The organism is Peribacillus sp. NJ11 (genome assembly GCF_030348405.1).
Classification (GTDB): Bacteria; Bacillota; Bacilli; order Bacillales; family DSM-1321; genus Peribacillus.
The window spans coordinates 2,137,551-2,151,087 of sequence record NZ_JAUCFO010000001.1; the positions used below are offsets into that span (position 1 = coordinate 2,137,551).

At 43.0% G+C, this 13,537-nt stretch carries 11 protein-coding genes; 4 read left to right on the forward strand and 7 right to left on the reverse strand.

The genetic code is table 11. From position 1 onward, the window contains the following. Positions 1 to 95 precede the first annotated feature (95 nt). Both QUF86_RS10600 and QUF86_RS10605 read left to right on the forward strand, forming a co-directional pair. Positions 96 to 683 carry an NAD(P)H-dependent oxidoreductase gene (locus QUF86_RS10600; RefSeq protein WP_289334284.1) on the forward strand — a complete coding sequence of 196 codons (588 nt, stop codon included), beginning with the start codon at positions 96 to 98 and terminating at the stop codon, positions 681 to 683. Positions 684 to 1,184: 501 nt separating this feature from the next. Continuing rightward, positions 1,185 to 3,275, forward strand: a complete 2,091-nt coding sequence (locus QUF86_RS10605; protein WP_289334285.1) for an Ig-like domain-containing protein — start codon at positions 1,185 to 1,187, stop codon at positions 3,273 to 3,275. Positions 3,276 to 3,455: 180 nt separating this feature from the next. Here the strand turns inward: QUF86_RS10605 and QUF86_RS10610 are convergent, their stop codons facing one another. The 7 genes from QUF86_RS10610 to nikC form a co-directional block, all read right to left on the reverse strand. Continuing rightward, positions 3,456 to 4,787 carry an SLC5/6 family protein gene (locus QUF86_RS10610; RefSeq protein ID WP_289334286.1) on the reverse strand — a complete coding sequence of 444 codons (1,332 nt, stop codon included), beginning with the start codon at positions 4,785 to 4,787 and terminating at the stop codon, positions 3,456 to 3,458. 3 nt (positions 4,788 to 4,790) lie between these two features. After that, positions 4,791 to 5,489 (reverse strand): AraC family transcriptional regulator, encoded by a 699-nt coding sequence (locus tag QUF86_RS10615; protein WP_289314935.1) that lies wholly within the window; start codon positions 5,487 to 5,489, stop codon positions 4,791 to 4,793. Then, positions 5,486 to 6,247, reverse strand: a complete 762-nt coding sequence (locus tag QUF86_RS10620) for a sensor histidine kinase (RefSeq protein WP_289334287.1) — start codon at positions 6,245 to 6,247, stop codon at positions 5,486 to 5,488. The genes QUF86_RS10615 and QUF86_RS10620 overlap by 4 nt, the downstream gene beginning before the upstream one ends. Before the next feature lie 88 nt (positions 6,248 to 6,335). Beyond that, positions 6,336 to 7,322, reverse strand: a complete 987-nt coding sequence (locus tag QUF86_RS10625; protein WP_289314937.1) for an ABC transporter ATP-binding protein — start codon at positions 7,320 to 7,322, stop codon at positions 6,336 to 6,338. 2 nt (positions 7,323 to 7,324) lie between these two features. Next, positions 7,325 to 8,347 carry an ABC transporter ATP-binding protein gene (locus QUF86_RS10630; RefSeq protein ID WP_430103539.1) on the reverse strand — a complete coding sequence of 341 codons (1,023 nt, stop codon included), beginning with the start codon at positions 8,345 to 8,347 and terminating at the stop codon, positions 7,325 to 7,327. 12 nt (positions 8,348 to 8,359) lie between these two features. Next, positions 8,360 to 9,280 carry a nickel ABC transporter permease gene (nikB, locus tag QUF86_RS10635; RefSeq protein WP_289314939.1) on the reverse strand — a complete coding sequence of 307 codons (921 nt, stop codon included), beginning with the start codon at positions 9,278 to 9,280 and terminating at the stop codon, positions 8,360 to 8,362. 12 nt (positions 9,281 to 9,292) lie between these two features. Further along, entirely contained in the window at positions 9,293 to 10,195 is a 903-nt protein-coding gene (gene nikC / locus QUF86_RS10640) for a nickel transporter permease (RefSeq protein ID WP_289334288.1), read from the reverse strand. 210 nt (positions 10,196 to 10,405) lie between these two features. Here nikC and QUF86_RS10645 point away from each other — a divergent pair, with 210 nt between their 5' ends. Continuing rightward, positions 10,406 to 11,962: a glutathione ABC transporter substrate-binding protein gene (locus QUF86_RS10645; RefSeq protein ID WP_289334289.1), complete on the forward strand. Its 1,557-nt coding sequence runs from the start codon at positions 10,406 to 10,408 to the stop codon at positions 11,960 to 11,962. A gap of 66 nt (positions 11,963 to 12,028) precedes the next feature. Further along, positions 12,029 to 13,537, forward strand: a complete 1,509-nt coding sequence (locus QUF86_RS10650; RefSeq protein ID WP_289334290.1) for an amidohydrolase family protein — start codon at positions 12,029 to 12,031, stop codon at positions 13,535 to 13,537.

The following is a 13,537-nucleotide window of genomic DNA, read 5'->3' on the forward strand; positions in this document are numbered from 1 at the left end:
CAAAAGTGTTATCAAAACACAATTATCATTTGACAACAAAAAAAAGGGAGTGCTATATTATTGTTATCAAATGATAAGTAAATAGGGGGGACGTCATGAACATGTTGGTCATTTACACATATCCAAATCATAAGAGTTTAAGCTATGCCTTTTTACAAAAAGTCATCAAAGGTAGTAAGGAGAACACCAACATAAAGGGGCTGCAGGTGTTGGATTTATATGCTGAGGGCTTTAATCCACTCTTGGAGTTCAATGAGCATAAACGAAGGCGTGATATGCATCGTGATCCTCAGCTTGAAAAATATAGAAACCAGATTACTTGGGCTGACAAGATTGTCTTTGTCTATCCAATCTGGTGGGGGAGGCCTCCCGCCATGCTCATGGGATACATTGATCAATTATTTTCTGCGAATTTTGCCTACAGGGATAAGAAGGGACTGTTACCAGAAGGTCTTCTAAAAGGAAAGTCGGTCGTATGTGTGTCCACGATGAAGGGCCCTGTAAAGTATCCACTTCTCTGGTTGAATGATGCCCATAAAATATTGATGAAGAGAGCGTTGTTCAATTTTGTCGGAATCAAAAAAGTGAAGTTTTTCGAATTCGGTAATATGGAAAGTCCGAAGGGGAAACAAACCCAAAAACTAGAAAAGGTTTATCGGTACTTCAAAAAGGTGGATAGCTAAGTTTTTACGAGATTAATAGTGTTACTTGAATTTTATATTATCGATGAACCTTGATTTAAAGGGTTAAGAGTCTATCTTTATAAAGATCAAAACTCCAGACTGTAGACAAACTAGATAATAATTGATTTTGCCTACAGTTTTTTTGAGGGTTTGTAAAATAAGAACGTTGCCTCCAGGCACTCGCTTTCCGCCTGCGGGGTCTCCCTTGGACGCGCTTTTCCCGCAGGAGTCTCGCATTTTCCGTGCCAGTCCACTTTGTTTTTTTGTCTCTAAAACTGCCTAGATCTATATAGATCAAGCTCTTTTTATTTGTTGTGTTATAGACTCCCTCAAGACATGCGGAGCCAAATGCACGCAGGTCACTTCTGAATATGTGAATGATAAAAATATTTCCAAAAATACCATACAGTAACATTAATTTATTGCATAATGAAAATATATGGAATTTGTTGTCGATATACTTATTGGTTGTAAAAATTTAATAAGAAAGATGGTTTACTTATGAAGAGGAATTTATTTATTAAAGTGATTGTCATGTTGGTACTATCACTATCGATTGGGTTAGGAAGTAAGACGGCACAGGCTGTAAGTAGTCAATCTTTAAGTGATGGGACATATACAGCAGGGATGGATATATCTGCAGGATTAACTAAATTCAGTATCCCTGAAGGTGCGGCTGCCATTTCCATCAGCAGAGGAAATAACGATATCATTTTTGAAACGCTTAGTGATGATGAGTACTCGTCCAAACGATTTACCGTAAGTTTAATAGAAGGAGACAAAATAGATGTCAATCTCTATGATGCTACTACTGTAGAGGTACAGCAAATCCCGAAACTGGATTTAAAAGGTGTATCTGCAGGTTATTATGAGGTCGGTACTGATATTCCGGCAGGAACTTATACATTGGACATTGATCGCCCAATGGATGACTATGATACGGCATATATAGACATTTTTGATGAAAGCTATAATGAAAAAGATTCCTTCAGCCTCTATTATGAAGATGATGCTTTGGAGTATAAGCTTTCAGAGGGAGAAAAAGTCTATATCTCATCTTTAATCGGTACGATGAGTTTTAAAGAAAAGATCCTTGTTCCTCAAAGTATCTCGTTAAGTAAGTCCAGCTTGTCCCTAGTGGTAAACCGAACCGAACAGTTAAGGGCTACGGTAAACCCTTCTACTGCCGTTAATAAAAGCGTCAGCTGGACAACCAGTAATCCGGAAATTGCGACAGTGGATACGAAAGGCAACGTAAAAGCACGTAAAGCTGGCAGTGCGACCCTGACCGCTATAGCAAATGGTGATGCTTCCATTAAAAAAAGTATTCAAGTTACGGTGACGAACATTGTACCAACCAGTTTGAAGTTAAGTAAATCCACATTGAATATTACAAATAATCAAACTGTAAAAGTAACTGCGACGGTAGCTCCGGCTGATGCGGCGAATAAAACGGTTTTATGGAAAAGTTCAAATGCAAAAGTCGCAAAAGTGGATTCAAAAGGCAACATCAAAGGAATGGCTAACGGATCCGCTACCATAACGGCGACTGCAAAAGATAACACGAAAGTGATGAAAACGGTAGCTGTAAAAGTTTCTGCTAAAACAGTAAAAGTACATAAAACGAGTTTATCCATTACAGCAGGCAAGACTGGAACACTGACTGCAACCGTTTCACCCTCCGATAGTACAGATAAAACCGTGAAGTGGAAATCCGCTTCCACCAAAATTGCAACGGTGGATAGCAAAGGGAAGGTAACCGGCAAAGCAAAAGGAACGACAACAGTTACGGCAACTGTTAAGGGTGCAAAGGATGTAAAGGTAAAAGTAACGGTTACAGCTCCGATCATGGCAAAATCAGTTAAGCTGAACAAGACTTCCGCTACTATATATAAGGGTAAAACCTTAACTTTATCTGCAACGGTAAGCCCAAGCAATACAACGAATAAAACAGTGAAATGGAAATCTTCCAATTCTAAAATAGCGAAAGTGGATAGTAAAGGGAAAGTCACGGCTGTAGGTGTAGGGACGGCCAAGATTACAGTGACCACTATAAATGGTAAAGCAAGTACAACTACGATTCATGTACCTTATAGTAAAAGTTTAAGTGCAGGGAAGTGGAAAGCGGGCAAAGATTTACCAGCAGGCCGTTATAAAATCACTACGAAATCGGGCAGTGGTAATTTATTTATCGGTATGAATACCTACGACCGTTTTGTAAATGAGATTCTATCAAGTGAAGATGATGGTTTTGGCGTAACCGTTGTTACAACGGATATAAAATCGGGGGATAGTATTGAAATTTCTGGATTAGACAGTGTCCAGTTTGTCAAAGTCACTAATGTTAAATCGAATACATTGCATGCTGGATACTGGACAGTCGGTAAAGATATAAATGCGGGAAAATATAAAATAACGACAACCAGTTCATCAGGGAATTTAATTATATACAGGGGACAAAATTTACTTGTAAATGAAATCCTTTCAAATGAACGTGATGATTATTCAGTAACAAGCGTGACCACCACACTAAAATCAGGAGATCGCATTTATATTTCCGGTTTGAATAAGGTGAGTTTCTCGAAAAGGTAATTCGTAAGTGAAATGGATCATCCTTCTTCTTTAACTTTGGGTTGCCGACTTTATGTCGGCAACTTTTTTTACATGTAACAGATTGCATCGGTAGGTGAAATAACGGCTAATATGAGCCAGGTTCATCACACGCTTTGATGGAAGCTATATCGTTTTCGAAATCCAATGAGTCGGCCTTCGTCATACATGCCGTTTTGTTATTACGAATCTCCATTTTTTCTTGATGAACGTAAGGATCGTACAAATCACTATGATGGTCAATGAAGCCAATCCGCTAAACCATATGCTTTGGAATTCACTTACATAAGGCTGGATGATGTATGAAGCGGCAATGGCCAAGACCGCGCTTATCGGTATGAAATCAGCGATTTTCCCTTTACTGAATACGATTACCAGAATTGGAGCCAGCAATGCTGAGTATACATTACCTGAATAAAATAAGAGCTCTAACAGGTTTGGGGAATAGAAGAGCGTAGCTACGAAAATCAATCCACCCATACAGACTGAAAGCAGGCAGGCCATCCTTATTTTTTGCTGGTCGCTTTTTTGGGTTTGGAAGGGTTCAAGAATATTGGCGACGATCAGGCTTACCAATGAATGCAGGCAGGCACCGAATGTCGAGGTGATTGCACTGAAAGCACAGAGCACAAAAAGGATGAAAAAGAATGGAGTCGTTATCTTGTTTGCCAATCCAGCCAAAATCGAGTGTATATCAGTGAATCCGCCCGTAAAGATAACCATTATGAACAGGGATGAAAATGAGAGTGGGAATATGATCCAAATAAGGCCGGATAAAGAAAATGTCAATCGAACCTTTTTCATTTCCATCATAAATAATCGCTGCCATGATGTCAGGTCAAAGAAAAACTGGCCGAATCCAACAAGAAGTCCTGCAAAAAGAAAACTCCATAGATCATACTTATTGATCACCAGCATGTAAGGATGGTATAAACGAATCCCATCATAAACAGGCTGAATGCCTTCCTTGACGAAAAAGTATAAAGGAATTAAGATAACGGCGGCAAACATGAAGACGACTTGAAAAGCTGCGAATCGATGAATGAGCTTTAACCCGCCGAAGCCAGCAAAAAGAACACAAAAACCGTAAAAGAAGAACAGCCCTACATAGAGCGGCGTGTCGAAAAGAAACTGCAATAGGGTGGACGCGGCCATTCCCTGAATGAATAAAATGTGTAAGCTGGTCATGACCAGAATCACGATCAATATCCAATATCCCAATGGATGAAGCCGGGTTTTTAAATAGTCCCCGATGGTCAAACCGACGGGAAAATCCTGCCTGACCCTCTTCCCGATGAAACTGAACATGAACAGGGCGATCGCTCCCATCAGGGCATAGCCGATCCCTCCGAAAACTCCATACTTCACCATCGATTCAGGGGAGGATAATATCGTTGTTCCCGTCACCCAGCGTGCCAGGAGGGAGATGATCCCTAAACCCATCCCAATTTGAATGGGGCCTTGTACGTATTCTTGAAATGTACGTGGTCGCAATGTTCATTTTCCTTTCTCGCGGAACTCCTTGGGCGTGATTCCCTCTATCTTCCGGAATAAAGTGCTGAAATAATGCTGGCTATTGAAACCCGAGTTTTCAGCGACGTCTGATATGCTCCAACTGGTGTTATTGGTTAAGGCCCTTTTAGCTGCCTTTATTCTATATTGCATTAAATATTCCGAAAAGGAAGTGCCGACTTCTTCATGGAATTTCCTGCTTAAATAAGTCGGGTTGGTATGCACTTCACGGGCGATGTCCGAAAGGGAGAGTTTTTCAGCATAATTTTCATGAATGAATGAAAGGGAATGGTGAATCAGGGTTGAGTAGTTATGGGAAGACTCCCTTTTATCATACCTGGATAGCACTTTATGCAAATCGCTTTCAATTACAGGTTTCGTTAAATAATCAACTACGCCTATCCTTATGGATTGCTGGGCATAATCGAAACTTTGATGTGCGGTCACCATGATGATTTCCACTTCTTTGTTCAGTGCCCTTAGGTCTTCACCAAATTCAAGACCCGATCGCCCCGGGAGATTGATATCCAGGAAAGCGAGGTTTATTTTAAAATTTTGGGTGAGGGTCAGTGCCTGACAGGCATCAGCAGCTTTATGAAACTTCCAAAAAGGGTATATGGACTGAATCATATATTCCATTTGTTCAAGGACCAATGGTTCGTCATCAACTAATAATACATTCATTCCGGCGCCGCCTCCTCCATTTTCTTATCATGAACCAGTGGCCATGATACCTCTACCTTTGTTCCAGATTCATTAGAAGATATATTCAATTGTGCACGGTCATTGAAATACAAATATAAACGTTTTTGGATATTATCCAGGCCATGGCCGCCTTCGATTGTAACGGAATGTCCCATTAATCCATTATCCATCACTTCGAGATACACCATCTGCGAATCCTGATGGAACCGGATATGCAGAAGGGCTTCCCCCACTTTTTTTTCCAAGCCGTGTTTAAACGAATTCTCCACTAAAGTCTGGAGAATGAAAGGGGGTACCATTGCAATTGATAATGGGTCTGGGCACTCCATATCGATCTTAAGGCGATCGCCAAAGCGAAGGGTTTGGATGTCGAGATAATGCTGAGTATACTGAATTTCCTGGGAAAGGGGGATTAATGGTTCAGTTGCTTTATATTTGAATTTCAAGAATTGCGAAAATGCCTCTAAGGCCCTTATCAGTTCAGCCGTCCTGTTCAGGCGGGCCAAGCCCAAAATGACATTTAGTGTATTAAACAAAAAGTGAGGCTGGATTTGCTGGTTCAATTTATTATATTGTGCTTCTTGAAGTGCTTGCTCCAGACGTATCTCTTTGTTTTTATTTTCAAGGAGATCGATCCGCTTCTCGAATATGAATAGAAATAAAAGAGCGATAGCTCCCATGATGGGAGCTAATATGAAGAGCATGATAATTAACGTGAATCCCTCGTAACTAAGCATGGAGAACCTCTGCTGGTTATATTTTTATATAACTTTAATTATTCTGTCTATTAGTATCATACTAAAGACCCCTTGGGAAATCTACAACTTATGACACAATGTGACAAGCCACTTGATGATTCTGTTCAGATAATTTTAATTCGGGTGCCTCTGTTTTACAGATGTCCAATGCAAAAGGACATCGTGTATGGAAGCGGCAGCCGCTTGGAGGATCGATGGGTGAGGGGACATCACCCGTCAATAGGATCCGTTCCCTTTCATGCACTGGATTCGGTACTGGGATGGCAGATAGCAATGCTCTCGTATATGGATGCTGTGGCTGCTCGAAAATGGACTTTTTATCGGCTATTTCGACTATCTTTCCGAGATACATGACCATTACACGATCCGAGATATGTCTGACCACACCCAAATCATGTGATATGAAAAGAAAGGTAAGGTCGAACTGTCGCTGTAACGATTTTAATAAATTCAGTACTTGCGCTTGAATGGAGACATCGAGTGCAGATACGGCTTCGTCACATATGATCAATTTTGGGTCCACTGCAAGGGCCCGTGCAATGCCGATCCGCTGTCTCTGGCCGCCGCTGAATTCGTGCGGGTATCTTTCCGTGGATTCAGGTCTCAGCCCGACATGTCCCAATAATTCTTCAATCCTGCTCTTTCGTTTTTCTTTAGGCACTACATTTTGTATGGCTAAGGCTTCTCCGAGAATCTTCCCTATGGTCTGTCTGGGATTAAGAGAGGCAAATGGATCTTGGAAAATAACTTGCAAGTCCTTCCTGGTGCTCCTCATTTCCTTTTTTCCTAAACTCAGTAAATCCCTATCCTGAAAATGTATACTCCCGCTTGTAGGTTCGTCCAATCGAAGGATCGCCCTTCCGGTAGTCGATTTTCCGCAGCCGGATTCGCCAACTATGCTTAAGGTTTCACCCTGATAGATATGGAAGCTGATGTCATCAACGGCTTTTACATGATTGACGGTTCTTCCGAAAAATCCACCCTTGATCGGAAAATATTGTTTCAATTGATCCACTTTAAGCAGAACCTTTTTCTCTGCAACTGGTACACCCATCATTAAACCCCTACCTTCTCTTGAGTGTCATATTCCTTCTCCCATTGGGGGGTGAACATCCAACAGCTGACCTGGGTGCTTGGGCCGGTCGCTTGTAGATCCGGTACGGCTTGTTCACAAATGCTCTTCGCATGTGCACAGCGGGGGGCAAAGCTGCAGCCCTTAGGCATATTGTAAGGACTCGGAACAGTCCCGGGAATTGTAGTCAATTCCTCCTGGTCCATGTCCAGACGCGGAAGGGAGTTTAATAAACCGATGGTGTATGGATGTTTAGGGTTTGTGAATATTTCCTTGGCCAATGTGTATTCAACGATTTTCCCTGCGTACATGACAGCAACCCGATCACAGGTTTCATATACGACACCCAAATCATGAGTGATCAAAATGACAGCCGTCCCGAAATCCTTTTGCAGTGTCTTAATCAGTTCCAGGATTTGGGCCTGGATCGTCACATCCAATGCTGTAGTAGGTTCATCGGCTATTAAAACCTCAGGGTGACAGGCAAGTGCCATGGCAATCATGACCCTTTGCCTCATTCCGCCGCTTAGTTCATGCGGCTCCTGTTTTGCCCTTTTTTCAGGTGAGGGGATTCCGACGAGCCGAAGCATGTCGACCGCTTTGTCCCATGCTTCTTTTTTTCCGAGATTTTGATGGAGCCGGATCGCTTCTGCAATTTGCTCACCTGCTGAATATACGGGATTCAATGATGTCATCGGTTCCTGGAATATCATCGAAATTTCATTGCCGCGTATGGACCGCATCTGTTTTTCAGTCTTCGTAAGCAGATCCTCCCCTTTAAAAAGGATGCTGCCCCCGGCAATCTTTCCGGGTGGCGATGGAATAAGCCTTAACAATGATAAGGATGTTATACTTTTGCCGCTTCCCGACTCCCCGACGATTCCAAGGGTTTCCCCTTTATTTAGGGAGAAACTGATTCCGTCGACGGCTTTACTCGTGCCTTCGTCAGTGAAAAAGTGGGTCTGCAGATTTTTTACTTCCAGTATTTTATCATCAACCTGTTTCATCATCATACCTCCTTAATTCAAATCTATTCTTTTGTTAAAGTATCGATAGAGGACATCCACTGCCAAATTCATGAATACGAAGATAACGGAAGCGATAAGGACCCCGCCCTGAACCATTGGTAAATCCCTCGTTCTGATTGCATCGACTATCAATCTCCCAAGTCCATTGATGGCAAAAACGGACTCTGTCAATACAGTACCGCCGAGGAGTGCACCGAACTGGAGGCCAACGACTGTAATGACGGGGATAAGCGCATTTTTCAGGCCATGTTTATAAATGATGACATATTCTTTTAATCCCTTGGCTCTTGCTGTCCGGATGTAGTCCTGGCGAACGACTTCGAGCATGCTCGACCTGGTCATCCTGGCAACTATGGCCGCTCCGCCGGCCCCAAGGGTTATCGCTGGCAGGATCATGTGCCTGATGGTTCCCCAACCTGAAACCGGAAACCACTGAAGGTTTACGGAAAAGAAGTAGATAAGCATCAGACCCAGCCAAAAACTAGGTAAAGAGATTCCCAGTAAAGCAACGATCATGATGGAAATGTCAGCTGCCGAGTATTGCTTGGTTGCCGAGATGATTCCTGCAAGCATACCAAGGACAACGGTTATGAAAATGCTGGCGAGTGCCAGTTCCAGGGTGATCGGCAAGCGGACCATGATTTCATCCAAAACAGGCCGGCTGCTGCGGAGTGATTCCCCAAAGTCTCCTTGAACGGCATGAATGATATAGTCGACGTATTGATAAAGGATTGGGCGATCCAAGCCAAGCTCATGTCGCAGTGATTCAATCGTTTCTTTAGTCGCTCCTTCACCTGCAAGCAGTGTTGCCGGATCTCCAGGGACCATTTGCATGATGAGGAAAACAACAAGACTTACTCCTAGTAAAACCGGTATGGTTTGAAAGACCCGTCGGATTATAAATACGAACATTTTCTCTCCTCCTTATTTTTTCATTCTTGGATCCAGGGCATCTCTAAGTCCATCCCCGAAGACATTGAAACCGAGTACCAGTGTTGATATGGCTATTCCCGGAAACAAAGCGATGTGAGGGGCGCTGAACAAATAATCCCGACCGCTGCTCAACATGGCTCCCCATTCCGGTGAGGGAGGCTGGGCTCCCAGCCCCAGGAATGATAATCCGGCTGCCGATAGAATGGCTGTTGCCAGACGTAATGTAGCTTGAACGATGACAGGTGATAGAATATTCGGAAAAATGTGCTTGGTTATGATCGTGAAGTCAGTGGCTCCCAATGCACGAATGGCATCGATATATTCAAGCTTCCTGACTGACAGTGTGGAGCCGCGGACAATTCGGGCAAACATGGGTATGGAAAAGACACCGACCGCTACCATTACATTGATTAAACTTGGGCCAAGGGCACTAATGATGGCAAGTGCGAGCAATATTCCCGGGAAAGCCAGCAGAACATCGACAATCCTCATAATGACGGTATCAATCCATTTTCCGTAATAACCAGCCGTTAACCCAAGCAGAATGCCAATGAAAGCCCCGAAGAATACAGAGACAAATCCAACGGTTAATGAAAGCCGGGTTCCATATAATAATCTGCTTAAAATATCCCTTCCTTTATCATCCGTACCCATCCAATGTTCAGCCGACGGAGGCTGGAGTTTGTTGACTAAATCAATTTCATAGGGATCCTGCGGTGAAATCAAAGGTGCAAAGATAGCCAATAAAATATAAAAAAGTACGATATACCCGCCTATCAATGCCAGTTTATTTCTCTTGAATTTTTTATAAAAGGCTTTCCAGTGGCTTAGTTTTGGAGATTTTCTTTCGTTTACCTTCAATTCGGTATTATTAATGACGATCTCTGGCTTCATTGCACTTCCTCCTTTTCTTTCATTAAATTTATTCAAAATAGGTATTGAAGTAAATATGATGCGGAAAAGCAGTAAAGATAATTAAAAAATGTGTAAAGATTCTGAAAATATAAAATTCGGTTTTTTTTTATAATTTGAAGTAAGCCCGATGTACTCATAGCTGAAAGTTACTTGGAGAAACAAAGGCAGGTTGAAAAGGGAGGAAATAGAATGAGAAAAAGTATGATGGGGTTACTGTTTGCATCGTTATTAGGCATCTCATCCGTTTTATCTGGGTGTGCAGCAGATCAAACCGGCAGCAAGGAACCGGAAGAAAAAGCGAAAGAAGGAGGTACACTGATCGTCGCGAGATTATCTGACGCGACCATCCTGGATCCTCATTTCATAACAGACATTCCATCAGCAAACGTCGTTTATGAAAAGGTTTATCAAACGTTGGTCGTTCCTGATAAAAACATGGATCCTAAACCGCTGCTGGCAAAAGAGTGGAAACAACTGGATGATGTCACTTGGGAATTTAAATTGCAAGAGGGAGTCAAATTCCATGATGGAGCTCCATTCAATGCCGAAGCGGTGAAAACCAATTTCGACAGGATACTTGATCCGGCAACAGCTTCTCCGCAGGCTGGTAAATTGGAAATGATCAAAGAAATTAAAGTGGTTGACGAAACGACCGTACAATTCAAGCTGAAATATCCTTATGCACCGCTGTTATCGATTTTAGTGAGTAATGAAGGAAGCATCATCAGCCCTAAAGCGATTAAGGAACATAGTGACAAGTTAGGTCAAAACCCGGTTGGGACAGGGCCCTTCGTTTTTAAATCGTGGAAGCCAGGTGAAGAGATCGCACTTACGAAAAACGAGGAATACTGGGGGGATGAACCGAAGATTGATGGCGTAGTATTCAAGGTTGTCCCTGAAGATGCCACGAGGATTGCGATGATTGAAACCGGTGAAGCACATGTGACCGATCAAGTGCCAGTGACTGAGATTGATAGGATCGAAGCATCGGACACGATGAATTTATATCGCACGGAGGGACTTGCGGTTGAATACCTAAGCTTCAATGTTAAGAAAAAACCTTTCGATGATGTACGTGTCCGTAAAGCGGTCGCTCATGCCATCGAGGTCGATTCGATTATTAAAGGGGTTTATAACGATGTCGGTACGAGGGCAAATTCGACAATGAGCCCAAAAGTGTTTGGCTATGATCCGGATATAAAAGGCTACGACTATGATATTAATGAATCGAAGAAGCTCTTGACTGAGGCAGGGGTCAAGGATGGCTTGGAGTTTACATTGACGACGAGTGACCGTAAGGAAAGGATTAATATGGCCGAAGTGATTCAATCCCAGTTAAAAGGAATTGGAATCAAGGTCAAGATTCAAGTCCTTGAGTATGGGGCCTACATTGATGCGACCGCTAAAGGCGAGCACCAGGTATCGATAGGCGGCTGGGGCAATGCTACCGGGGATGGAGATTATAATCAATTCAATCTTTTTGATAGCAAATCCCAAGGTGCTGCTGGAAACAGTTCATTCTATAGCAACCCGGAAGTGGACAAATTGATTGAAAGTGCACGTAAAGAATCGGATGGCGATAAACGTAAGGAACTATATTCGAAGGCACAGGAAATTGAGAGGGAAGAAGTTCCATATGTTCCTATCCGTAACTATGAACATTTGGCGGTATATGGTGGGACGGTTAAAGGGCTTTGGCTGAATCCGGCAAATTATTTAATGCTTGATGACGTAACCGTGAAGTAGGGAAATCATCAAAAAAGGAAGGCAGCATAAGGGTGTTATGCTGTCTTCTCAATTAGGAGGGGAAATATGATAGATTTACTGCTAATCCATGGAACCGTGATAACCATGGATCAAAACAGGAGAATTCTGCAGGATGGCGCTATCGCCATTAATCAAGGAAGGATTTTAGCCGTTGATTCAACCGAAAAGCTGAAATTGAAGTATGAGGCTGTAAAAGTCATTGATTGCAGCCATCAGTGTATATTGCCCGGATTAATAGATGTTCATGGTCATGGGGGACATTCCATGTTCAAAACGATTGCAATGGAGAATATTGATTTTTGGATGCCCATCATGACAAATACGTACAAGCATTTTGTTACGGATGACTTTTGGTATTACGAAGGAAAGCTATCCTCCCTTGAGAGATTAAAAGCGGGCGTGACAACCGGGGTGAGCGTTTTAGGGTCCATGCCACGATCCGATGAACCGATTTTCGCCATCAATCATGCAAAAGCATACGCCGAAGTGGGAATCAGGGAAGTGGTTTGCACGGGTCCTTGCAACCCTCCATGGCCCCATTCATTCAGCCGTTGGATTGACGGAAAGAGAGTGGTGAAGGAAGTTTCCTATGAAGAAGTATTGAAGGGGGCGGAAGCGGTGATCGAGGCACTGAACCATGCGAATGAAGACCGCACGAGAGCCTTCATTACACCATTTGTCATTGTGACATCCGTTGATCCTTCCAATCCCACATCACCTGACAGGCTTTATGGGCTGAATGATCATGATCTTTATCAAGCGAAGAAAATAAGGGAGATTGCCAGGAAATATAACACAAGGATACACTCCGATGCCTTTGGCGGGATGATTCATTTAGCGATACAGGATAAGGAAAATGCCCTATTGGGTCCGGATGTCCATTTACAGCATTGTCGGGGCATTTCCTTCGATGAAGCAAGAATACTGGCAGAAACAGGTACCAACGTTAGTGCATCACCTGGATTTGGACAGGTTCATGCACGTACCCCGATAACTGAATTATTGGAGATGGGTGCAACTGTGGCGATCTCCACGGATGGGACTTCCCCTTCCACAAGTTTCGATATGTTTCAGGCAATGAGGAAAACGCAGTTCGTTCACCAGGCAGCCCTTAGGGACTACTATTATTTACCCCCAGGCAAACTGTTGGAAATGATCACGATAGATGCTGCGAAATGCATTGGCTGGGATGATGAAATAGGCTCCCTGGAGATCGGGAAAAAAGCGGATGTCATTACGGTCAATCTGCATCAGCCTCATCTGACCCCTGAATTCATGCATGTTCACCGGCTTGTATTCCAAGCAGTGGGGAATGATGTGGAGCATGTCATCGTGGATGGGAAATTGATCATGGAAGGGAGGAATGTACGGACGGTTCATGAAAGTACAGTGCTGAACGAAGCGAATGAAGAGGCCTTTTCAACGATAAAGCGTGCCGGGCTCGAAAAGTATATGCAGCCGACGAAATATTTCTGGGGACATGCCAGGGCATATGTAGATGAAAAAAGATATGACGAACGGGAAGACGCTGCCGCAATGAGGAAAGGGGAATAA

What these genes read in the sequence shown, in the direction of transcription:
- QUF86_RS10600 (WP_289334284.1), top strand. Translation starts at nt 96, where the DNA reads ATGAACATGTTGGTCATTTACACATATCCAAATCATAAGAGTTTAAGC.
- QUF86_RS10605 (WP_289334285.1), top strand. Translation starts at nt 1,185, where the DNA reads ATGAAGAGGAATTTATTTATTAAAGTGATTGTCATGTTGGTACTATCA.
- QUF86_RS10615 (WP_289314935.1), bottom strand. Translation starts at nt 5,489, where the DNA reads ATGAATGTATTATTAGTTGATGACGAACCATTGGTCCTTGAACAAATG.
- QUF86_RS10620 (WP_289334287.1), bottom strand. Translation starts at nt 6,247, where the DNA reads ATGCTTAGTTACGAGGGATTCACGTTAATTATCATGCTCTTCATATTA.
- QUF86_RS10625 (WP_289314937.1), bottom strand. Translation starts at nt 7,322, where the DNA reads ATGGGTGTACCAGTTGCAGAGAAAAAGGTTCTGCTTAAAGTGGATCAA.
- QUF86_RS10630 (WP_430103539.1), bottom strand. Translation starts at nt 8,347, where the DNA reads ATGAAACAGGTTGATGATAAAATACTGGAAGTAAAAAATCTGCAGACC.
- nikB (WP_289314939.1), bottom strand. Translation starts at nt 9,280, where the DNA reads ATGTTCGTATTTATAATCCGACGGGTCTTTCAAACCATACCGGTTTTA.
- nikC (WP_289334288.1), bottom strand. Translation starts at nt 10,195, where the DNA reads ATGAAGCCAGAGATCGTCATTAATAATACCGAATTGAAGGTAAACGAA.
- QUF86_RS10645 (WP_289334289.1), top strand. Translation starts at nt 10,406, where the DNA reads ATGAGAAAAAGTATGATGGGGTTACTGTTTGCATCGTTATTAGGCATC.
- QUF86_RS10650 (WP_289334290.1), top strand. Translation starts at nt 12,029, where the DNA reads ATGATAGATTTACTGCTAATCCATGGAACCGTGATAACCATGGATCAA.